The 22,733-nt window shown below is 51.8% G+C and carries 21 protein-coding genes; 9 read left to right on the forward strand and 12 right to left on the reverse strand.

Annotated features, from left to right (window positions below; genetic code table 11):
* Together AGRI_RS04285 and AGRI_RS04290 are read right to left on the reverse strand one after the other, a co-directional pair.
* The gene (locus tag AGRI_RS04285; protein ID WP_008983775.1) at positions 1-738 is read right to left on the reverse strand and encodes a WecB/TagA/CpsF family glycosyltransferase; all 738 of its coding nucleotides are present in this window, start codon (positions 736-738) and stop codon (positions 1-3) included.
* The gene (locus tag AGRI_RS04290) at positions 735-1,793 is read right to left on the reverse strand and encodes a glycosyltransferase family 4 protein (RefSeq protein ID WP_237713023.1); all 1,059 of its coding nucleotides are present in this window, start codon (positions 1,791-1,793) and stop codon (positions 735-737) included. The genes AGRI_RS04285 and AGRI_RS04290 overlap by 4 nt, the downstream gene beginning before the upstream one ends.
* 161 nt (positions 1,794-1,954) lie before the next feature.
* Between AGRI_RS04290 and wecA the strand changes: the two genes are divergently transcribed.
* From wecA to AGRI_RS04305, 3 genes are read left to right on the forward strand one after another with little or no spacing between them, the layout of a single operon-like run.
* Positions 1,955-3,016: a UDP-N-acetylglucosamine--undecaprenyl-phosphate N-acetylglucosaminephosphotransferase gene (gene wecA, locus AGRI_RS04295; protein WP_008983777.1), complete on the forward strand. Its 1,062-nt coding sequence runs from the start codon at positions 1,955-1,957 to the stop codon at positions 3,014-3,016.
* A complete protein-coding gene (locus tag AGRI_RS04300; RefSeq protein WP_008983778.1) occupies positions 3,013-4,320 on the forward strand; it encodes a flippase in 1,308 nt (435 codons plus the stop codon). Before wecA ends, AGRI_RS04300 begins: the two co-directional genes overlap by 4 nt.
* 13 nt (positions 4,321-4,333) lie before the next feature.
* On the forward strand, positions 4,334-5,491 hold the full coding sequence (locus tag AGRI_RS04305) for a polysaccharide pyruvyl transferase family protein (RefSeq protein ID WP_008983779.1): 1,158 nt from the start codon (positions 4,334-4,336) through the stop codon (positions 5,489-5,491).
* Positions 5,492-5,588: 97 nt separating this feature from the next.
* Here the strand turns inward: AGRI_RS04305 and AGRI_RS04310 are convergent, their stop codons facing one another.
* The 10 genes from AGRI_RS04310 to AGRI_RS04355 all read right to left on the reverse strand — a co-directional run bounded on the left by AGRI_RS04310 (position 5,589) and on the right by AGRI_RS04355 (position 14,535).
* Positions 5,589-5,885 (reverse strand): DUF6482 family protein, encoded by a 297-nt coding sequence (locus AGRI_RS04310; RefSeq protein ID WP_008951806.1) that lies wholly within the window; start codon positions 5,883-5,885, stop codon positions 5,589-5,591.
* Positions 5,886-5,983: 98 nt separating this feature from the next.
* Complete coding sequence (locus AGRI_RS04315; protein WP_008983780.1) at positions 5,984-6,409, reverse strand: nuclear transport factor 2 family protein; 426 nt, start codon at positions 6,407-6,409, stop codon at positions 5,984-5,986.
* Between the two features lie 18 nt (positions 6,410-6,427).
* A complete protein-coding gene (locus AGRI_RS04320) occupies positions 6,428-6,727 on the reverse strand; it encodes a type II toxin-antitoxin system RelE/ParE family toxin (protein WP_008983781.1) in 300 nt (99 codons plus the stop codon).
* Positions 6,720-6,956, reverse strand: a complete 237-nt coding sequence (locus AGRI_RS04325; RefSeq protein WP_008983782.1) for a ribbon-helix-helix domain-containing protein — start codon at positions 6,954-6,956, stop codon at positions 6,720-6,722. Before AGRI_RS04325 ends, AGRI_RS04320 begins: the two co-directional genes overlap by 8 nt.
* A 134-nt stretch (positions 6,957-7,090) precedes the next feature.
* Positions 7,091-7,849: an SDR family oxidoreductase gene (locus AGRI_RS04330; RefSeq protein ID WP_008983783.1), complete on the reverse strand. Its 759-nt coding sequence runs from the start codon at positions 7,847-7,849 to the stop codon at positions 7,091-7,093.
* Between the two features lie 311 nt (positions 7,850-8,160).
* Positions 8,161-9,054 (reverse strand): 3-hydroxyisobutyrate dehydrogenase, encoded by an 894-nt coding sequence (gene mmsB / locus AGRI_RS04335; protein ID WP_008983784.1) that lies wholly within the window; start codon positions 9,052-9,054, stop codon positions 8,161-8,163.
* A 50-nt stretch (positions 9,055-9,104) separates the two neighbouring features.
* Positions 9,105-10,250: an enoyl-CoA hydratase/isomerase family protein gene (locus AGRI_RS04340; RefSeq protein WP_008983785.1), complete on the reverse strand. Its 1,146-nt coding sequence runs from the start codon at positions 10,248-10,250 to the stop codon at positions 9,105-9,107.
* Positions 10,251-10,376: 126 nt separating this feature from the next.
* The gene (locus AGRI_RS04345; RefSeq protein ID WP_008983786.1) at positions 10,377-11,534 is read right to left on the reverse strand and encodes an acyl-CoA dehydrogenase family protein; all 1,158 of its coding nucleotides are present in this window, start codon (positions 11,532-11,534) and stop codon (positions 10,377-10,379) included.
* Positions 11,535-11,668: 134 nt separating this feature from the next.
* Positions 11,669-13,165: a CoA-acylating methylmalonate-semialdehyde dehydrogenase gene (locus AGRI_RS04350; RefSeq protein ID WP_008983787.1), complete on the reverse strand. Its 1,497-nt coding sequence runs from the start codon at positions 13,163-13,165 to the stop codon at positions 11,669-11,671.
* 185 nt (positions 13,166-13,350) lie between these two features.
* A complete protein-coding gene (locus AGRI_RS04355) occupies positions 13,351-14,535 on the reverse strand; it encodes a thiolase family protein (RefSeq protein WP_008983788.1) in 1,185 nt (394 codons plus the stop codon).
* Between the two features lie 262 nt (positions 14,536-14,797).
* On the opposite strand from AGRI_RS04355, the gene AGRI_RS04360 reads away from it, so the two are divergent.
* The 6 genes from AGRI_RS04360 (at position 14,798) to AGRI_RS04395 (ending at position 22,338) form a co-directional block, all read left to right on the forward strand.
* A complete protein-coding gene (locus AGRI_RS04360) occupies positions 14,798-15,211 on the forward strand; it encodes a MerR family transcriptional regulator (RefSeq protein WP_008983789.1) in 414 nt (137 codons plus the stop codon).
* Between the two features lies 1 nt (position 15,212).
* A complete protein-coding gene (locus AGRI_RS04365; protein WP_008608134.1) occupies positions 15,213-16,382 on the forward strand; it encodes an isovaleryl-CoA dehydrogenase in 1,170 nt (389 codons plus the stop codon).
* Position 16,383: 1 nt separating this feature from the next.
* Positions 16,384-17,991, forward strand: coding sequence for a carboxyl transferase domain-containing protein (locus tag AGRI_RS04370; protein WP_008983790.1), 1,608 nt, complete (start codon positions 16,384-16,386; stop codon positions 17,989-17,991).
* 581 nt (positions 17,992-18,572) lie between these two features.
* On the forward strand, positions 18,573-19,364 hold the full coding sequence (locus tag AGRI_RS04385) for an enoyl-CoA hydratase/isomerase family protein (RefSeq protein ID WP_008983791.1): 792 nt from the start codon (positions 18,573-18,575) through the stop codon (positions 19,362-19,364).
* Between the two features lie 83 nt (positions 19,365-19,447).
* Entirely contained in the window at positions 19,448-21,430 is a 1,983-nt protein-coding gene (locus tag AGRI_RS04390; protein WP_008983792.1) for an acetyl/propionyl/methylcrotonyl-CoA carboxylase subunit alpha, read from the forward strand.
* Entirely contained in the window at positions 21,427-22,338 is a 912-nt protein-coding gene (locus AGRI_RS04395; RefSeq protein WP_008983793.1) for a hydroxymethylglutaryl-CoA lyase, read from the forward strand. The genes AGRI_RS04390 and AGRI_RS04395 overlap by 4 nt, the downstream gene beginning before the upstream one ends.
* The last annotated feature ends 395 nt before the right edge of the window (positions 22,339-22,733 follow it).

Raw genomic sequence — 22,733 nt, forward strand, 5'->3', positions numbered from 1 at the left:
TTAAATTTTTCCAATCAGCACCCACCACAGGTACCTGAATAAGCGTAATTGGCGACCAATGCGGCTTGGTTGCGCCAATAAACGGTAAGCCCATTCCAGATTAAGCTTACACCAGAGTGCCGGAGCGCGTTTTACGTTGCCGGTAAAGACGTCATAGGTGCCACCGACGCCCATATAAAAACAATCCGGATGGACTGCCCGGATGCGCTGGATCAGCAACTCTTGCTTGGGCGAACCCATCGCCACGCTGACAAAGCGGGCGCCACTGGCTTTGATCGCCTGCAGCAATTGCGCTTCATCTTTAAAATAACCATCGGTCGCGCCCACTACCGGCACCCCAAGCTGCTGCAACTTATCGCGGGTTTGCGTCAGCACTTCGGGCTTGGCACCGACCAGATACACCGGTACCCGATACTCTGCCGCCCGCACCATCAACGCCTGCCATAGTTCACAACCCGGGATCCGCTCCACCGGTCGCTGCAGACGTTTTTGCATCACTTTAACCACCCCAATTCCATCGGCATAGCGCAGATCGGCTTGTTGGATCACGGCTAACACCTGCGGGTTCTCCAGTGCGGTCAGAATTTTCTCCGGATTAATGGCAATGGCCGAACCGGCATAGACGGAGCCATCATCACGGATAATATAGGACAGCAATTGCGCCATATTGGCAAAGGCCGACACCTGAACCGGACCAATACCAATTTCAGCGATAGCAGTCGAGGATGTGCTCGTCATAACATAAGTTCCTGATAATGTTTACACAGTTTATTCACGATCACGGGCAGTAAGATTTGCTCAGCCTGCATCCGGCCCTGCTGTTGCAACTGCCGGTAGGCGGTCTCATCCAGCGCCAGTAATTGCCTGATCGCAGCCAGCAACTGCCGCTGGCATAAGGCTTCATCCTGTTGTGACACAGCATAACCGGTGACGCCCTGCCGTATTTGCGCCCTGGCACCATCAGTATCGGTCGCCACAACAGGCGTATAACACGCCATCGCCTCAGCCATTACCAGACCAAAAGATTCTTTGCGCGATAAACTGATAAAGCAACGGGCGCGCTGATACAGCGCCAGCAAATCCGCACCGCTTTGTGGGCCAAGCAAGGTGATATTGGGATAGGCGGCAGTGGCTTGTGCCAGTGCTGCCTGCCAGGGCCCTGAACCGGCGATCACCACGCGCCAGGCTTGCAGCTGTGGCAACATAGCCAGTAAGCGATCCATCCCTTTATTCTGGTCCAGTGTACCAACATAGAGCAGATCAATATCTTTATCGGCTTTGCTGTGCCAGGTCGCGCTAGCATAGCGGTTATCAATACCAGCCGCCAACACCTGCGCCCGCTCTGGCTGCATAAAAAATTGTTGCGCCAGCGCCTCACTACTAAAGATCCAGCTATCCACCTGCCGCGCGCACCAGCGATACAGGCGCCCGGGTGGCTGATAATGATAGATATCTGAGCCGTGGCAGGTGACGACAATTTTCGCCTGCGGATTGCGTAACCAACGGTATACCAGCGCTAGCCAGATTGTCGGATAAAAGAAATGGACGTGCAATATCTGATAGCCTTGGCGGCTAAACAGAAAACGCCGGCAAAAATCGAGGAAAAAAACCGGATACTTCAATAACCTGTTCAGCCAAGAGTCACGGTGCCAGCGCATATAATGATAGGCAGGCTGCAGACCCTGAGCCTGTAATGCCGTGACCTGGGCGCGCACAAAGTTGCCCTGAAACGGTGATGAGGGTTTAGGACCCATATTAGTGATCACGAGGACCCGGGGTTGTGTTGCAGTCACCCTGTGCTTTACTCCTGAGAAGACGGATAATTGCCGGTTCCGTTAATTTATTTGTCAGGACCGCGGCCAGCTAGTCGTTTATTGTCGCACTAAGCAGTATCATTACACCAGAGTGCTGCTGACAGCCAGCTGAATAAAAAGATGATGAAAAAGAAACCACTATGACAACTCAGCTTCTATTGATGATAACGGCGTTTGCCGGTTGCCTGCTTGCCATTTTAAGTTTTTATCCGTTATCGCAACGTATTGGTCTGGTCGATATTCCGCGTGGCCGTAAGCAACATCAGGGCGCCATTCCGCTGATCGGCGGCTTATCGGTATTTACCGGCATGCTGCTTGGCTTTGTCTTGTTTCCGGTTGCGGACTTACATGCCGGCTACTACCTGACACTTGCCGGTGCGCTGGTGATCCTCGGCGCCTTTGATGATTATCTGGATCTAAGTGTGAAATTACGCCTGGCGGTGCAGTTACTGCTGAGTGCAGCCATGGTCTATGTACTCGATCTGCACCTGGCAAATCTGGGTAATTTATTTGGTTATGGCGATGTCAGGCTCGGTTTTCTCGGTATCCCTGTCACCCTGATTGCGGTGATAGCCGCCATTAACGCCTTTAATATGACTGACGGTATCGATGGCTTAGCCGGCATGCTCAGTCTGGTTAGTTTTGTTGCCATTGCCGGCTTTATGTTGTTGTGGGGTCAGGTTGAACAGGCGCTGCTACCGATGGTACTGATCTGCGCTATGCTGCCGTATCTGGCGTTTAATTTACAGCTGGTGCCCGGTAAAAAGATCTTTATGGGCGATGCCGGCAGCATGTTAATTGGTTTTTCTGTGATCTGGCTGCTGATCGTCGGCACCCAGAGTGAAAGTGCCAGTTTCCGGCCCGTTACTGCACTGTGGTTAATTGCCATACCGCTGATGGATATGGTCGCTATTATGGTGCGACGGATCCGCAAAGGCCAGTCCCCCTTTCAGGCCGATCGCGAACACTTACACCATATCTCGCTGCGTCTGGGCCTGAACTCCCGCGAATCGTTAACGCTGATTACCGCTCTGGCTTGTATCTTTGCCTGTATCGGCATTATTGGTGAGTATCTGCTGGTGCCAGAAGGGATTATGCTGCTGCTGTTTATCCTGGTTTTTGCCGGATATATTCAGTTACTACAAAATATCTGGCGGATATTATCGGCACTGCGCCGGCGCTTACAGGGAGTTCGGCGTTGAAGCTACTCAAGAAAATCTTAATGGCCCGCGCTACGGCGATGCTGGGTGACAAGCTGGTTAAACTCAGTGCCGGCGCAGTTTTAACCATTTTTGTCGCCCGGATGCTGGGTGCCAGTGAGCTGGGTATATACTCTATCGTGATGGCGTGGAGTGCCTTTTTAGTGCCGCTAACCAGCATGGGACTAAATAATCTGGTCGTGCGGCAAATGGTTAAGCTAGATAGCGGTCAGCAAGCCATGACGATGCTCTACACCGCCGTCAGTATCCGGCTGGGGCTGGGGCTAGTCGGCGGCGCCCTGATGCTGGCGCTATTCTACCTGCTTAACGCCGAACTCTTTAGCGGCCATTTAAGCTATACCATACCGCTGCTGTTTATGTTGCAGGCGTTTTTTGGCTTTCTGCTGTTTGAATTTTATCTGAATTATCAGGGAACTTTCCGCACCCCGGCCTATGTTAAATCGATAATTTCACTGGTAAGTTTTGGCTTAAAACTGGTTTTGCTCTATCAGGGCTTCGGTATTGCCAGTTTATTGCTGATTTACGCCGGCGAGTTTTTGATTGTCGCGCTGGCCCAGTATTGGATCTATCGCCAGAAACACCGGCCTTTTAAAGAAGAGCAACAGCGCTGGCCGGGCTATCACCCAAAATACTTTAGCCTGGCCTATGGCAAGCAGTTGTTACAACGCTCATCCTGGCTGTGGTTATCCGGCATTGTCTCTGTTATCTATCTGAAAATTGATATTGTGATGCTGGGTGCAATGGCCGGCACTGAGCAAGCCGGTATCTATGCCGCGGCCAGCCGTTTGTCGGAGCTGTGGTATGTGTTTCCGGCCACGCTGGCCGTGCGCTATTACCCGGATATGCTAAAAGCCTATGAAAAAAGCTGGGACGGTTATTTAATCAAGCTACGCCGTTTTGCGCTGCTGTTTTTTAGTGCTGCCCTGGCGATCGCGGTGGTGATGAGCCTGACAGCAGATTGGATAGTGGTGCTATTATTTGGTGAAGCCTTTAGCGCCGCAGTAACCGTATTACAAATTCATATCTGGTCCGGCTGTTTTATCTTTGTCCGTTATCTGATTGGCCAGCACCTGGTAATCACCGAACAAGAACCACTATCGCTATTTAGCCATGGTATGGGTGCGCTTTTAAATGTCGGGCTGAATTTATGGCTAATCCCTCAGTACGGCATTGTCGGTGCCGCCTGGGCGACGCTGATTTCTTATGCCTATGCCTCTTTCTTCTTTTTATTTTTCGCCAAGCGCACCCGCGAACAGTTCTGGCAACTGCTGCGGGTAAAAGCCTGATCAAGGAAACCTTATGACTAAACCCTATTTTGTCGAAATTAAAGGCGTGCAATTCCGTAACAAAGGCGCCTATCTGATGCTATTGGCCTGTTTGCAAGGCCTGAAAAAACTGAATAAATCCTTTGAGCTGGTGCTGTCTCCCGGCCCCAATCTGCCTTACCCGGAGCGTGCCCGCCATGGCGCCTGGCAAAAACTCTCATTCCGGCGCAAAGGCCTGGATCTCACCGGTGTTCTGGGCAAACTACCCGGGCCTTTACTACGTTTATTTAAACGTTACGGTATGGTTACCGAGCGCGATGTCGATCTGATTCTGGAGGCCAGTGGCTTTGCTTATGGTGACCAGTGGCCGCTGACTTTCTTGCAGAATACCGCCAAAGAAGTGGTGCGTTTTAGCAAAGCCGGTAAACCCTTTGTCTTTATGCCGCAAGCCTTTGGCCCCTTTAGCTCTAAGGAGAGTAAAGCGGCAATGCGCGATATTATTCAGCACGCACGGCTGATTTTTGTCCGTGATCCGGTCTCACTGCAACATTTACAAAGCTGTGTCGAGGTGCTGCCAGAGCATGTGGTGTTAACCCCGGACTTTACCGTCGGTTTAAGCGCCGAAGCCAATGCCGAGGTGCCGGAGCTGAAGGTGCCTTTCGCGGCGCTGATCCCAAATTCCAAGGTCGTCTCCAAGTTTAACCATGCCAATGCTGAAGCGATGCGCAGCGACTATGTTGCGGCTTTCGCTGCTGCGGCCGATTATCTGACGGCATTGGGCATTCAGCCGGTGCTGGTCAACCACGAAGGTAAGGAAGATGCTGAGCTATGCGCCGAAATCGCCGCCCGTTCGCCCTGCGGCCTGGTACAAATCGAAGATCCGCTGGCGGTAAAATATTTTATTGGTAAGGCGGAGCTGGCGGTCAGTTCACGTTTTCACGGTGCAGTAAATGCACTAAGCCAGGGTGTCCCCTGTATCGCTACCAGCTGGAGCCACAAATATCATGCGATGATGAGTGATTTTGGCATGGGTGATTTTTGTGTTGCTGAACTGTCAGAGCAAAGCTTATTAGATGCCTTAGCGCAGCTACTGCACGAAAAAGATGCCTTAGCTGCAGTGGTGGCAGAGCGGGCGGCTACGCTAAAACAGCGTAACCAGAAAATGTGGCAGCGTCTGGCGCAGGTCATTTAAGCAGTTAAATACGCAGCACAGGCATGGCGCCAGTAGCGCCCGGCCTGTGCTGAAATAAACAGATTCATCTAACCGGTATTAGTCCAGCTGGAGCCACTCAGACCCAAAGCGGCACTTTTAAAGTGTTGTCAGTCTTTTCCGGGCCACCACACATCTCGTCGTAGGCCGACTGATGCACCAACCAGGCCTGGCGCACGGTACAATCACTCAGCGATTGCTTCACCTGCTCCACACTGTGAAACCGCTGTGGATGATTGTCATCATTAACCAAAAAACCACGACGACCATCGTAGTCGGCCTCGACCAGATAGACCCCCATTTCGTAAGAATGCACCACCAGCTCGTCAATCCGTACATCCTGATGATTAAGATGCTCTGCGCGATGATAAGGCATAATTAGCTCCTGCTTAGCTAGATATATCGAGATACCCTGCTAAATTTACGCGGCGATTTTTCAACTAGATCGCTGCAAAAGAAAACTTTGTGCATAAATCAATCAAGCTTTCGCGTCGCCTGCCAATTTACTGCCTGCCACTTGCCATTTCGTTTGACGAAGGTGCCGCTATTTAAAAAACGTAAGGTTTCCTGCGCTGAGGTACCAACCAGGGTAAAAGCGACCACTGCAGTATCGCCATATTGCAGGATCTGCAGATCTTCACTGCTATAACGCATGTTAATCTCAGCCGCTGGCAGCTCACCACGACTATTAACCCCTTGCATTAACTCGGCTTTGCCAAAACGCCGCCCGGCCGAACTGGTATAAATGAGTTCTTCCGCCCAATACTTATCGTGTACTGCAGGGTCATTACGAGTCGCGCCATCCAAAAACTCGGCCAGTAAAGCAGTCAGCTCGGCCCTATCATCAGCATAAGCAGTAGAGGACAATAATAATAACAAGGTTATAAAGATAGCTCGCATATAAACTCCGTACGCCGGTTAAGGTAGCCATAACTCTAATGATTGAGAACCTATTATTGCCATAATTTCAATTATTTGCCCATTAATGCGAAAATAAATATGGTCACGACCACAAAGACAGCGTCTATATCCTGGTCTTATGTGATCAATCGTTTGAAATAAAAAAGGATTTTCTGCTATTTTCTGAAACATCTGAAAAAATTCATAATAATAAAGATCCGCTTGCGAAACATCATAGTTGCAAATCCCGTAAGCATAGATCCGCTCTAAATCAGCTACTGCTAATTCTGATAAGCGATATTGATAAGACTCAGTCATTAATCAACAGCTTTTTTTTAAACTCTGCAAGTATTTGCTCCGCACTTTTATCAGTAAAGCCGGCCGCTTCTGCTGCCGCGAGTTTTTGATTGATGGCATCAGCTCGCCTTGCGTTGCGGATTAACTCGTTGATCAGCTCACTTTTACTGCTATATTCATGAGCATTCTGCACCTTTTCTTGTAGCCACTGCTCGTTCGCTTGGCTAAGTGTTACACTCTGTCTCGTCATTGCGCGCCTCTGGTGCAAAAGTGATGCGTTATTGCACCACAAAATGTTAAATCTCAATATAAATACTGCAACTCAATAATGCAATTAAATAAGGCGCCGCAGCGCCTTTTCTTTAGCAAAGAGAAAACAACGCTTTAGAAACTGATACCACCATCAATTTCTACCACCCGGCCGGTAAAGAAATCGTTTTCAAAGATATACTTAGCTGTATGCGCAATCTCTGCAGCTTCACCTAAACGGCCAACCGGTTTCATTTTTTCCAGGCGCTCGCGCGCTTCTGGCTTCATGGCATCGGTCATGGCGGTGCGGATCACGCCAGGAGCAATAGCGCCCACGCGGATGCCGTAACGGCCTAATTCACGTGCCCAGGTGACAGTCATCGCCACTACCCCGGCTTTAGAGGCAGCATAGTTCGTTTGCCCCATATTACCGGCACGGGCCACGCTCGACATATTGATAATAACCCCCTTACGACCATGTTTAACCATCAGTGCCGCGGCTTCCCGACCACACAGGAATACACCGGTCAGGTTAACATCAATGACTGATTGGAACTGCTGCAATGGCATCTTGGCAACCAGTTCACCGTCTTTAACTTTCAGCAGCAAGCCATCGCGTAAAATACCGGCGTTGTTAATAAGGCCATCAATGCCGTTAAAATCGACATCGATTTGGGCAAAAGTGGCTTCGACCTGCGCCTCATCCGCCACGTTAGCAACATAAACTTCTACCTGGGTTTGCGCTGACAGCTCCGCCTTCGCCGCTGCCAGCTGCTCCGGGTTCATATCCAGTAGCGCCAGTTTGGCACCCTCTGCAGCACACATCCGCGCCATTTCCAGACCTAAGCCCTGAGCGCCACCGGTAATTACTATTGTTTTATCTTTTAAGTTCATAATAAATTCACCACTTCTATCGGGCTACGACAGATACTGCGTACATTTTTTGCCGGACACGCCGTGAATACATCCATGTAGGCTCCTCTTTCGCATCCATGCGAAAGACGTTCCGTCAAAAAAGTACATCCGCATCTGTCTCAGATGAAAATCTAAGGGTACATCCGTAGTAAGCGGGATGGCGGATGTACTTTTTTCTGAGACCGTTGGAGGCCATGGATGGCCGGAATCGAGCCCCAGGGACGGTTCACGGCGTGTCTCAGAAAAAATGTACGCAGTCATCCCGCGGTTCGGAGAAAGTTTTCTCAGTGTTAATTCTTAACTTTTTCGAAGGCGGTAAAAATACTGGAAAAATCCAGCTTACCATTACCGGCCCGCTGATGCGCCACATACAAGCTACGCGCCAAAGCCCCCAGCGGCGTACTGCTGCCACTTTGCAGCGAAGCTTCCAGCGCCAGACCTAAGTCTTTGACCATCAGGTCGACCATAAAGCCGCCCTGATAGCCATTAGATGACGGCACATTTGGCAGCACATCCGGGCAAGGGTTATATAATTCCAGGGTCCAGTTACGGCCCGAGCTTTTTAGCATAATCTCCGACAAAACCTTCGGATCCAGACCGTTATCAATCCCCATTTGTAGCGCTTCTGAGGTACCGACCATCAGGATACTGAGCAGCATATTGTTGCAAATTTTTGCGACCTGCCCGGCGCCAACCGCGCCGGCATGAAACAGGTTTTTCCCCATATTGCCAAGTACGGTTTTCGCCCGCTCAAAGTCCGCGTCACTGCCGCCAACGATAAAGGTTAAGGTGCCGGCTTTAGCGCCGCCGACACCACCGGAAACCGGCGCATCAATAAAGGCCAGATCTTGCTCTGCCAAAGCAGCACCAAGTTTACGGGCGCTATCCGCATCGATAGTCGAGCAATCAATTACCAGCGCTTTCTTATCAATGTGGGTGGCAATGCCCTGCTCACCCAGATACAAGCTCAGCACATGTTTCGCCGCAGGCAGCATCGAAATCACAAAGTCAGCGCCGGCAACGGCATCGGCTGCCGAGCTAGCTACCGCTGCCCCTTCGGCTTTTACCTGCGCCAACGCATTGGCTGATAAATCAAAAGCCGCTACCTGATGACCGGCTTTAACCAGATTGACCGCCATCGGGCCGCCCATATTACCTAAACCAATAAAAGCTACTTTTGCCATTGTCTTGTCCTTGTTATCAGGTTTGACCGCCTTGCGGCCAGCGCCATAAATTAGTGTTCTAGCTTGCCTAAATCCTGCAGCGGATGTTGCCCGGCGCTCCAGGGGGAGCGAAATAACTCATCGATCACCGCCTGCGGCACCGTGCTCACATCCGGATACTGCCACTTGGGTTGTAAATCTTTATCAATCAGCAGCGCCCGCACCCCTTCCTGAAACTCGCCCAGTTTGGCGCATTGCACACTTAAGCCAAGCTCCAAGCGGAAACTGTCGGCCAGAATTAAGCTTTGTCCCAGTTGCAATAAGCGATACACAATATGTGCCGTAATCGGGCTACCGTAGCGCAGTGAGTCCTTGGCTTTTAGCAGCCATTTATCCTCACCCTGCATAGCGTCTATTGCTGCCATTACGCCAGCCAGATCCGCTTGCCCGGGTAAGCGGCTGATCGCATCCTGATGCAGCCGGATTTGACTAAGTGGCATCTGGGTGCGACAACCTTCTTCCTGCGCACGCAGTACATCAGACAGTTTCTGATGATTAAGTGCCACCGTATTGCCCCAATTCACCGTCAACAGTTTATCCAGCAGCTCGGCTTTTTGCTCATGGCAGATAAAGACATCAGCCAAACCAATAAAGCGCGCATCAGCAGCATTAATTGAGGCGCCGGTTAAACCTAAAAACAGGCCGCAGCCCGCTGGCATACGATTTAAAAACCAGCTGGCACCAACATCCGGATACAGGCCTATGGCCATCTCCGGCATGGCAATCCGGCTGCTCGCCGTGACTACGCGATGCGAGGCTCCGGCCATTAAACCCAGCCCGCCGCCCATCACAATACCGTTGCCCCAAACCAGTACCGGTTTGTCAAAAGTATGAATTAAATAATCCAGCCGGTATTCTTTGGTAAAAAAATCTTCGACATAGGGCTGATAAGTACCAGGCTGATCTTTCATCGCCTGGTACAGATCGCGGATATCACCGCCGGCACAAAAGGCTTTATCGCCAGCGCCTTGTAATACTACCAGCGCCACTTGCGGATCGGCTTTCCATTGCAGCATTTGTGGCAGCAATGACTCCACCATTGGCAGGCTAAGCGCGTTTAAGGATTTTTCAGAATTAAGGGTAGCGACGGCAATTTTTTTGCCATTAACTGCGGTCAGCTCCTGATAGAGCACCGGAGCAACAGAGTGTTCAAGCATGATGAGTCCTTCTGTTTGGCTGCAGGTGTAAGGCGCAGCGCTTGCCGTCGCCGCATAGCGTCTGGCTAAGCGGTGACGGCCACGGCTAGGCTTTGCAACAACCTACCCGAGTTTAACCTGGCTGTATTACAGGATAGCGCCGGCAGCTTCATCCAGCAGGCGACGACCAATAATCAGCCGCATGATTTCGTTGGTGCCTTCCAGGATCTGGTGTACCCGTACATCACGGAAGTGCCGCTCCAGCGGATATTCTTTAATATAACCATAACCACCATGCAGCTGCAGTGCCTGATCACAGACACTAAAACCGACGTCAGTAGCAAACCGCTTGGCCATCGCACAATAGGCAGTTGCTTCCGGATCCTGAGTATCCAGTTTAAAGGCGGCTAAGCGTACTAACTGACGGGCGGCGACCAGCTCGGTCGCCATATCAGCCAGTTTAAACTGCAGTGCCTGGAACGCCGCCAGCGGCTTACCAAATTGCTGCCGCTCCAGCATATAATTACGGGCCGTATTCAGGGCTTGCTGCGCTGTACCAATAGAACAGGTAGCAATATTAATCCGGCCACCATCTAAGCCTTTCATCGCAAAACTAAAGCCTTGCCCTTCACTACCCAACAGCGCAGACTGATGAATACGCACGTCTTCAAAGGTTACCAGTCGGGTCGGCTGCGCATTCCAGCCCATTTTTTCTTCGGCTTTGCCGTAGATCACGCCCTTCGCATCAGCAGGTACCACAAAGGCAGAAATCCCTTTCGGGCCGGCTTCGCCGGTGCGTGCCATCACGACTAAGACTTCAGTTGAGCCGGCGCCAGAGATAAACATTTTTGAGCCGTTTAACACATAGTGTTCACCGTCTTTGCGGGCACTGGTGCGTAAACTGGCGGCATCTGAGCCTGAACCCGGTTCGGTTAAACAATAGGACGCTAATTGCTCACCGGTAACCAGCTTGGGTAACCAGCTTTCTTTAACCGCCTCAGTGCCGAAGCTGGCAATCATCCAGGTTGCCATATTATGAATCGTCAGCATCGCTGTGGTCGCAGTACAGCCCATTGCCAGCTGTTCAAAAATAATGGAGGAATCCAGTCGGGATAAGCCCATACCGCCAAACTCTTCCGGCGTATACAGCGAGCAAAAGCCCAGCTCACCGGCCTTTTGCAGCACGTCTTTCGGGAAATGATGTTCGCGATCCCAGGTCGCCGCATGCGGCGCTAACTCTTGCTCAGCGAACTGGCGGGCGACCTCAACAAAGGCATGTTGATCTTCAGTCAGATTGAAATTCATCGTTACTGTCCTGTACTACCAGATTAATTACAGTAAAAGTGCTCAGTAAAAGGCAAAACGGGCGACGCTAAAGCTGCAAAATTTTTTTAGTTTGTCTTTACTTTAGACGTCGCCACGCCTGCTCCTGTCACCGGTTAACGCAGGTTAATTGACATATTCGGGCCACTGACCTGAATATCGTCATCGAACCAACGCGCTGTAATGGTTTTGGTTTCGGTGTAGAACCGCACGGCTTGCTTACCGTAGGCATGCTGATCACCGTAGAAAGAGCCTTTCCAACCGGTGAACGAGAAGAACGGCAGCGGCACCGGGATCGGCACATTGATACCGACCTGACCCACTTCGATATTATGTTGATACTTACGGGCTGCGGCACCACTGGCGGTGAAGATCGAGGTACCGTTGCCGTACGGGCTACTATTTACCAGCTCAATAGCCTGATCCAGGTTAGCTACTGTCATAGTGGTTAATACCGGACCGAAGATCTCTTGTTTGTAGATTTCCATCTCGGTGGTGACATCGCTAAACACCGTTGGGCCAACCCAGTTACCGTTCGGGTAACCATCAACCTGACAGTCAGAGCCATCCAACAGGCAGGTTGCACCTTCTTTTTTACCCTGGGCAATTAACGACAGAATACGGGCTTTTGCTTGCGGGCTGATTTGCGGGCCATAGGCTGCTTTGTCATTGCTGTAATGACCCGGACCTACCTTGCCAATGGCAGCAGCTACTTCCGGGATCCACTCAGCTGCACTACCCACAAACACCGCCACAGAGATCGCCATACAACGCTGACCGGCCGCGCCGACAGAGGCACCCACCAGCGCATTAATCACCTGCTGCTTATTCGCATCCGGCATAATCACCATATGGTTTTTCGCACCGGCAAAGGCTTGTACGCGCTTTAAATTGTCAGTGCCGGTTTTGTAAATATACTGGCCGACATTGACCGAACCGACAAATGAAATTGCTTTAATATCAGGGTGATGCAAAATGGTATCGACCTGCTCTTTGGCACCGTGCACCACCTGTAATACGCCCTTAGGTGCACCGGCTTTGACAAACAGTTCCGCCAGCTTGTTTACTGTCATCGGATCCTGTTCAGACGGTTTTAAAATAAAGGTATTACCGCAAGCAATCGCCATCGGGAACATCCACAATGGGATCATCGCCGGGAAGTTAAAGGGCGTAATACCGGCACAGACACCTAATGGCTGAATATAGCTGTAGGTATCGATGCTGCGGGCGACGTTCTCCACCGTTTCACCCATCATCAGCGACGGAATATTCGCTGCCTGCTCCACCACTTCAATACCGCGCCAGACATCGCCCTTGGCATCCTCCACGGTTTTACCCAGCTCTTCACAGATAATGGCAGCGATTTCGCCCTGGTGATCTTTTAACAACTGGGCGTAGCGCATCATTAAACGGGCGCGCTCAGACACTGGCACTTCTTTCCAGGTTTTAAAGGCGGCTTTGGCAGAGTCAATCGCCTGCTGCATCTCGGTGGCAGTTGCACAAGGTACCTGTGCAATCACTTCCTGGGTGGCCGGATTGGTTACCGGGATCAATTTGTCACTGTTCGAGTGCACAAATTCACCATCAATAAAAAGCTTAACCTGTTGTGTCATTTTAGTATCTCTTTGATTTTTAACTGCTATTAGTAAACGGGCGGCCGGCGCTTTATTGTTTGTGTTGTTGGCCGGTTCCTACCCTGTTAAGCGTGCCTGGCTGATCTTTTGACCTATTATTATTCAGGCAATTTGCGGCGCTTCTCCCCGACCGCTTTTTGTTATAGTGGTACAGCTAATTTGACTTACAGCGCTTCCACAGCCAGAGCAACGGCCTCACCACCACCAATACACAGTGAAGCAACACCGGTTTTTAAACCGCGCTGTTTCAGGGCGTGGATTAAGGTCACTAATACCCGGGCACCAGAGGCACCAATCGGATGGCCAAGGGCACAGGCGCCACCATTGACATTAACCTTGCTGTGCTCTAAGCCCAGCTCATTAATCGCCAGCATGGTCACCATGGCAAAGGCTTCATTAATTTCCCACAGATCAACCTGCTGTTTTTGCCAGCCGGCTTTGGCCAATACTTTTTGCATGGCACCGACCGGTGCTACCGTAAACAGCGCCGGCTCCATCGAGTGCGTAGCATGAGCAACGACCCGCGCCAGTGGCTTTAAGCCTTGCGCTTTGGCATCGGCTTCACGCATTAACACCAGCGCCGCTGCACCATCTGAAATCGAGCTGGAGTTGGCGGCAGTGATGGTACCGTCTTTGGCAAAAGCCGGTTTTAACGAAGGGATCTTTTCTGGTTTGGCATTACCCGGCTGTTCGTCGACACTAAAGCTAACTTCACCTTTGCGGGTTTGGAACACCACCGGGGTAATTTCAGCGGCGAAAGCACCGCTGCTAATCGCGTGCTGCGCACGGCGTAATGATTCCACCGCATAGGCATCCATCTGCTCACGGCTAATGCCTTTCTCGTTCGCCGTGTCCTGGGCAAAACAGCCCATGGCTTTGCCGTCATAGGCATTTTCCAGCCCATCCAGCATCATATGATCTTTAATCTGGCCGTGGCCCATGCGGTAGCCGCTGCGTGCTTTATCCAGTAAATACGGGGCATTGCTCATTGACTCCATACCACCGGCAACCACAACATCAGCACTGCCGGCATTGAGTAAGTCAGCAGCCAACATCACCGCTTTTAAGCCGGAGCCGCATACCTTATTAATAGTAGTGGCGCCGGCACTCAGTGGCAGCCCGGCTTTTAAGGTTGCCTGACGGGCTGGCGCCTGGCCTAAACCGGCTGGCAGCACGTTACCCATAATGACTTCGCTGACTTGCTCAGCCGCGATGCCGGCATCTGCTAAAGCACCTTTAATTGCCGTGGCACCTAATACGGTTGCATCCACCTCGGCCAGACCGCCCATAAAGCCACCCATGGCGGTGCGCTTAGCGGCAACAATCACAATACTATTCTGCTGAGTCATGCGGTTCTCTCCCGTTACGGCATTTTTTCTGGCACAGAGCCTACACCAAATTTACGTTTACGCCAACGTCAACATCATAACACTATGGTTGTAGCCGGAAAACGCAGCGGCGATTTTCGTCCCGAAAAGTGCCGGCTATTTGGCATCTTATCTTTACATTTTTACCGTTTCGCCCGTCTGCAGGCCTTAATTCGCGCGCCCACAGCTTTACCTTTACGTAAACTTCACTTATAGTTGCCTGCACTTTTCGGGAAGGCCTGCAATGAAAGAAAAAGACGAAAAAACCTACAGTATCAGTGAACTGGCAAAAGAGTTTGATATCACCACCCGCAGTATCCGCTTTTATGAGGATCAGGGGCTGTTATCGCCAACCCGCGCCGGCCAAACCCGCATTTACAGCAAACGCGATCGGGTGCGGCTGAAACTGATCCTGCGCGGTAAACGTCTGGGCTTTAGTCTGTCCGAAACCGGCCAGTTGTTTGAGCTGTACGATGCCGATAAAAGCAGCGTGACCCAGCTCAACACTATGCTGAAGTTAATTGAACATAAAAAGTCCGAGCTGCAGCAGCAGCTGGACGATATCAAGGTGGTGCTGATGGAGCTGGTGACGGTAGAAAAACGTTGCCGCGAAACACTGGCCGAAGCCAAACAGCAAAAGAACGCAAACGGGGAATAAGATGATTAGTACATATAAAGGCCTGAATTTCGACCTGGGCGAAACTGTAGATATGATCCGCGAGCAGGTAAACAGCTTTGCCCGCGAAGAAATTGCCCCGCGTGCAGCACAAATTGACCATGATAATGCGTTCCCCAATGACTTATGGCGTAAATTCGGCGATTTAGGCTTACTGGGCATTACCGTCGATGAACAATACGGCGGTTCAGGCCTGGGCTATTTAGAGCACGTGATAGCGATGGAAGAAATCAGCCGCGCTTCGGCCTCAGTAGCACTGTCCTACGGCGCGCACTCCAACCTGTGCGTAAATCAGATCTTCCGTAACGGCACTGAAGCACAAAAACAAAAATATCTACCGAAACTCTGCTCTGGTGAGCATATTGGTGCCTTAGCGATGAGTGAGCCGAATGCGGGCTCTGATGTCGTCAGCATGAAACTGCGCGCCGACAAAAAAGGCGATAAATATATTCTGAATGGCAACAAAATGTGGATCACCAATGGTCCGGATGCCCACACCTATGTTATTTACGCCAAAACCGATGTTAACGCCGGTAGCAAAGGCATCACCGCCTTTATCGTTGAGCGGGGCTTTAAAGGTTTCTCGCAGGCGCAAAAGCTCGACAAACTGGGAATGCGTGGCTCCAACACCTGTGAACTGGTATTTGAAGATTGCGAAGTACCGGAAGAAAACGTACTGGGTCAGGTTGGTCGCGGCGTGCAGGTACTGATGAGCGGTCTGGACTACGAGCGCGTGGTACTGTCAGCAGGCCCACTGGGCATAATGCAAGCCTGTATGGATGTGGTCGTGCCTTATATCCATGATCGGAAACAGTTCGGCCAGGCGATTGGTGAATTCCAGCTGGTACAGGGCAAGGTTGCCGATATGTACACCAAAATGAATGCCGCCCGCTCTTACGTTTATATGGTTGCTAAAGCCTGTGACCGTGGCGAAACCACCCGTAAAGATGCCGCTGGTGTGATTCTGTATGCGGCTGAATTGGCAACGCAGATGGCGCTGGATGCCATCCAGTTATTAGGCGGTAATGGCTATATTAATGAATATCCGACAGGCCGCTTGCTACGGGATGCCAAGTTATACGAGATCGGTGCCGGCACCTCGGAAATACGCCGCATGCTGATCGGCCGTGAGCTGTTTACTGAGTCGAACTAAGATGGCAAAAATCACCAGTAAAATTAATCCGCGCAGCGACGAGTTTCAGAAAAACGCGGCAGCGATGCAGGCGGTGGTCGATGATCTGCAAAGCAAAGTCCGGCAAATTAAACTGGGCGGTGGCGAAAGCCTGATCGCCCGCCATGTGGCGCGCGGCAAACTCTTTGCCCGCGACCGCGTGCAAAAGTTGCTGGATCCGGGCTCACCTTTTCTGGAAATCGGCCAGTTTGCCGGCTGGGAATGCTACGACGACTATGTCCCTGCCGCCGGTGTCGTCGCTGGTATCGGCCGTGTCAGCGGCGTCGAATGCATGATTGTCGCCAATGACGCCACCGTCAAAGGCGGTACCTATTATCCGCTGACGGTAAAAAAACACCTGCGGGCCCAGGAAATTGCTGAGCGTTGTCACCTGCCCTGTATCTATCTGGTTGACTCCGGCGGTGCCAACCTGCCACGACAGGATGAAGTCTTCCCGGATAAGCTGCACTTTGGCCGCATCTTCTTTAATCAGGCGAATATGTCTGCCAAAGGTATCCCACAAATTGCTGTGGTAATGGGCCTTTGTACCGCCGGCGGCGCCTACGTGCCGGCAATGGCTGATGAAAGCATTATCGTCAAAGAACAAGGCACCATCTTTCTGGCCGGTCCACCGCTGGTTAAAGCCGCGACGGGCGAAGAAGTCTCCGCCGAAGAGCTGGGCGGTGCCGATGTGCACTGTAAAATTTCCGGCGTCGCCGATCATTACGCACTAAACGACGAACACGCGCTGCAACTGGCACGCAATGCGGTATCACGCTTAAACCGCCCTGCGCCAGCGCAGCTGGACGTGAAGCCGGTAGCAGAACCACTGTACGATGCCAAAGAGCTGTACGGCATTGTCGGTACCGACTTGCGTAAGCCGTTTGATGTTAAAGAAGTGATAGCGCGAATTGTCGATGGCTCAGACTTTGATGAGTTTAAGCAGTACTATGGCGCGACCCTGGTCTGTGGCTTTGCGCGCATCTTCGGCTATCCGGTAGGCATTGTCGCCAATAATGGGATTTTATTCTCAGAATCAGCGCAAAAAGGCGCGCACTTTATCGAGCTCTGTGCCCAGCGCAAGATCCCGCTGTTGTTCCTGCAAAATATCACCGGTTTTATGGTCGGCAAAAAGTATGAAGCCGAAGGTATTGCCAAGCACGGCGCCAAGATGGTGATGGCAGTAAGCTGTGCCAAAGTACCGAAATTTACCGTACTGATTGGCGGCAGCTACGGCGCCGGTAACTACGGCATGTGCGGCCGCGCTTATGATCCAACCATGATGTGGATGTGGCCCAACGCGCGCATTTCAGTAATGGGCGGCGAGCAAGCTGCCGGTGTAATGGCGCAGGTAACGAAAGACGGTTTGGCACGTAAGGGTGAAACCTTATCAACGGAAGCCGAAGCTGCGCTGAAAAAGCCGATTATTGAGCAGTATGAGCAGCAGGGGCACCCTTATTATGCCAGTGCGCGGCTGTGGGATGATGGCATTATCGATCCGGCGCAAACCCGGATGACGGTAGGCCTGGCGCTCGCTGCTGCGTTAAATGCACCGATTGAAGATAGCCGCTTTGGCGTGTTCCGGATGTAATTGTCCGTTTGATGCTCCGGATAGGAACTGGCTTAGCCGTTAGTTTCAGCAGAGTTTAGAACGGTGCAACGCCCTTAGCAGGGTAGTAATTTTCTCCACCGGCTTCAAGGATCACATCCCTGTGCCCTTTCAGCCTCCGCAGCATCCATGCTGCTGTTACGAAAATTCTACCGCAGCCAAGGGCTTAACGAATATCAGTAAGTCATAACGACTCACAGAAGGTAAACGAGGCGGTAAACGCAGAGTACACTTTGCTCGGGGACCTGTTTGGCATGGATGCCAAACAAGAGCGTACAGGGAGGTATTCACAGCGTGCCCCGACAAAGTTGTACGGCGTGTTTAGCCGCCGGATGCACCGGATTTTAATTTACAGATTTTAGATCGGTGCAACGCCCTTAACTGGGTAGTAATTTTCTTCACCGGCTTCAAGGATCACGTCCCTGTGCCCTTTCAGCCTCCGCAGCATCCATGCTGCTGTTACGAAAATTCTACCGCAGCCAAGGGCTTAAAAACTCTTGTGTGTCATCATGTTTAATTGAGGCACGAGCGGTATAAAACGATTAGAACGGAGCGACATCATTATGAGCCAACATTATACCGAAATCAGCATTGACTCCCGCGGTGTCGCTAACCTGATCCTAAATCGCCCGGAAGTCCACAACGCCTTCGACGACCAGATGATCGCAGAATTGATCAGGGTACTGGACCAGTTGGCTGCCGACGATAAGGTCAAAGTATTAACGCTAAGCGCCCGCGGTAAAAACTTCTCTGCCGGTGCTGATCTAAACTGGATGCGCTCGATGGCGCAAAAAAACTACCAGCAAAATCTGGACGACGCCAACGAACTGGCTGCACTGATGCATAAGCTGGATAAATTTCCTAAACCGACCATCGCGCTGGTACAGGGCGCCGCCTTTGGTGGCGCTGTGGGTTTAGTCGCTTGCTGTGATATGGCATTGGCCGAACAAGGCGCCAGTTTTTGTCTGAGCGAGGTAAAAATCGGCCTGATCCCGGCGGTAATAAGCCCTTACGTGATGCGGGCGCTGGGTGAACGCCAATGCCGGCGTTACTTTTTAACTGCCGAGCGCTTTAGTGCAGACAGCGCCTTAACTATGGGCTTATTGCATCAGGTTGTTGCTGCCGGTGAACTGGCATCTCAAGCTGAAAGCTTGATCGCTAGTCTGCTGCAAAATAGCCCGGCTGCGGTTAGCGCTGCCAAGGCACTGCTGCACAACATTTATAACCGTAAAATCAGTAACAATGTGATTGCGCATACCACCCAGGCGATTGCCGAGATCCGCGTTTCGGCAGAGGGTCAGGAAGGCTTGACGGCCTTTTTAGAGAAACGCAAACCGGCTTGGCTGGCGGATTAAAAATGCGTCAGCTGCAGGTTGCGCAATGCAAAAAATAACAATAACTGGTCAGTGAACCCGTTAATTCAGCAGGATAAGGAAGTATGTTCCGTAAAATACTGATAGCAAACCGCGGCGAAATCGCTTGCCGGGTGATCGACACCGCACACAAGCTGGGTATTCGCTGTGTGGCAGTTTACTCAGAAGCCGATGCCAACGCCCGCCATGTGCGTCTGGCCGATGAAGCATTTTTACTTGGCCCTGCCGCCAGTAAAGACTCTTACCTGCGGGCGGACAAAATCCTCGCTATTGCCAAACAAAGCGGCGCCGAGGCGATTCACCCGGGCTACGGCTTTTTATCTGAGAACGAAGACTTTGCCCGCGCCTGTGCTGAAGCAGGCGTGGTCTTTATTGGCCCACCGGTACCAGCTATCGAAGCCATGGGTTCAAAAAGCGCGGCCAAGAAAATTATGCAGCACGCCGGTGTGCCGTTAGTACCGGGCTATCATGGCGATGATCAAAGTGATGCCACCCTGGCTGCTGAGTCTGCCAAAATTGGCTATCCGCAACTGTTAAAAGCCGCCTATGGTGGCGGCGGTAAAGGTATGCGCGTGGTCTGGAACGCCGATGAATTTGTACCGGCACTGGCCAGCGCCCGCCGCGAAGCCAAGGCCAGTTTTGGCAACGACAAAATGTTGCTGGAGCGCTACCTGACCAAACCACGCCATGTCGAAATTCAGGTGTTTGCCGACAACCACGGCAATGCGGTCTATCTGGCCGAACGTGACTGCTCGATTCAGCGCCGGCATCAAAAAGTGATTGAAGAAGCACCGGCACCGAATTTTACCCCGGCACAGCGTCAGGCGATGGGTGAAGCGGCGGTAAAAGCAGCTCAGGCGATTGATTATCGTGGTGCCGGTACCGTCGAATTCCTGTTTGACGAAGACGGCGCCTTCTATTTTATGGAAATGAACACCCGGTTACAGGTTGAACACCCGGTCACCGAGATGATTACCGGTCAGGATTTAGTGCAATGGCAATTACTGGTCGCAGCCGGGGAAAAACTGCCGCTATCGCAACAGCAAATTCAGCTGGATGGCCATGCTATTGAAGTGCGGGTCTATGCCGAAGATCCGGATAACGACTTCCTGCCTGCTACCGGTAAGCTGACCTATCTGCGCCAGCCAGAGCACAGCCGGCATGTACGGGTGGACACCGGTGTGGTCGAGCACGACGAAGTCACGCCCTACTACGATCCGATGATCGCCAAGCTAATTGTTTGGGATGAAAGCCGCGACCGCGCCATCAGCCGTATGCTGCGCGCACTGGATGATTACCGCATTGCCGGTGTTACTACTAACCTCGGTTTTTTAACCAGTTTGGTAGAACATCCGGCCTTTAAAGCGGCGGAGCTGGATACCAACTTTATCAATAAGCATCAGGCCAGTCTGTTTGCGCCGGCGCATAACCAGCAAAGCCAGGCGTTATTGCTGGCCGCACTTTATATTGTCAGTAAGCAGCAGGCACCCAGCTGTCAAACGGCCAGCAGCCCCTGGCAGTTCAGCCATGGCTGGCGGCTAAACGAAACCCCAAGCTTAAACCTGGAATTAAAGCTGGGTGATGACAAGCAGCTGATTAACGTAGCGGCGCAGCAACAACACTATAGCCTGACGTTAAACGGTCAGACGCTGGATTGTCAGGCCAGTTTAAATGGCGATGAGCTCAGCGCTATCCTCGCCGGGCACCGGATGAAAGTGCGGGTTAGCCAGTATCAGGACACCATCAGTGTCTTTATCAAACATCAGCGCTACGACATTGTCTATCAGACCGAAGTCGCTACGGTTACCGATGCCGCCGATAACGCCGGCAGCTTAACCGCGCCGATGAACGGCACCATCGTTGCCGTGCTCTGTCAGCCAGAGCAGCAGGTGCAAGCCGGTGAAACACTGGTGATTATGGAAGCGATGAAGATGGAATATGCGATTAAAGCCCCTAAAGCCGGTACCGTCAATGCCGTATTCTATGCTGCCGGCGATCTGGTAAAAGATGGTGCTCAACTGGTGGACTTTAGCCCGGAGGAAGCATGAGTTTTCCCAAACAGGTCCGGCTGGTCGAAGTCGGGCCGCGTGACGGCCTGCAAAACGAAAGCAGCGTTAGTAGCGGCGCAAAAATTCAGCTGATTGATCTGCTCAGTGCAGCCGGCCATCAGTATATCGAAGCCGGCGCCTTTGTCTCACCCAAGTGGGTGCCGCAAATGGCCGATTCAGCGCAAGTTTTTGCAGGGATAAAGCGGCATCACGGTGTGACTTACGCCGCGCTCACGCCAAATCTGCAAGGCTATGCAGCGGCCAAAGCCGCCGGCGCCACAGAGGTGGCGATCTTTGGTGCGGCTTCGGAAGCCTTTAGTCAGAAAAATATCAATTGCTCGGTAGCTGAAAGCCTGCAGCGCTTTGCGCCGGTACTCGAAGCGGCTAAAGCTGACGGCATCAAAGTGCGCGGTTATGTCTCTTGTGTGGTCGGCTGCCCTTATCAGGGTGAGGTTACACCATCTGACGTGGCTTTCGTCGCCAAAGCCCTGCTGGACATGGGCTGCTACGAAATTTCACTGGGTGATACCATAGGTGTCGGCACCCCGGCTAAAGTCAATGCTATGCTGGATGCGGTGCTGGCAGTAGTACCGAAGGAACAACTGGCGGTGCATTTTCACGATACCTATGGCCAGGCACTGACTAATATTTATGTGGCGCTCAGTCGCGGTATAGCCGTGATTGACAGCGCAGTCGCCGGTTTAGGCGGTTGCCCTTATGCTGCCGGTGCTTCGGGGAATGTCGCTACCGAAGATGTGGTGTATTTACTCAATGGTCTTGGCATTGCACATGGCGTAGATTTAACCCTGCTGGCGCAGGCCGGCTGGTTTATCACCCGCGAGCTGGGGAAGCAGCCTAGTTCTAAAGTAGGATTGGCGTTACAAGCCAAGTGCAGTCAAACTAGTTGATAACGCGCCCATGCGGCTGTTAAGAAGATTCTAACGCAGTCATGGAATTAACGAAAATCAGTGATGTCATGACAGAAAAGGTCTTAGAGCAAAACAGAGACAAGACGAGGCAGTAAGCATTCCGTACACTTTGTAAGGGACTGTATTTTTCAGGGATGAAAAATGCAAGCGTACAGGGAGGTATTCACAGCGTGTCCCGGCAAAGTTGTACGGTGTGCTTGCTGCCGGATGCAACGGACTCGCCATTTGTTTAGCGATAAGTAACCGCAGATTTGAGATTGGTGCAACGCCCTTAGCTGGGTAGTAATTTTCTCCACCGGCTTCAAGGAGCACATCCCTGTGCCCTTTCAGCCTCCGCAGCATCCATGCTGCTGTTACGAAAATTCTACCGCAGC

Origin of the sequence: Alishewanella agri BL06, from assembly GCF_000272005.1 — a bacterium.
GTDB lineage: Bacteria > Pseudomonadota > Gammaproteobacteria > Enterobacterales > Alteromonadaceae > Alishewanella > Alishewanella agri.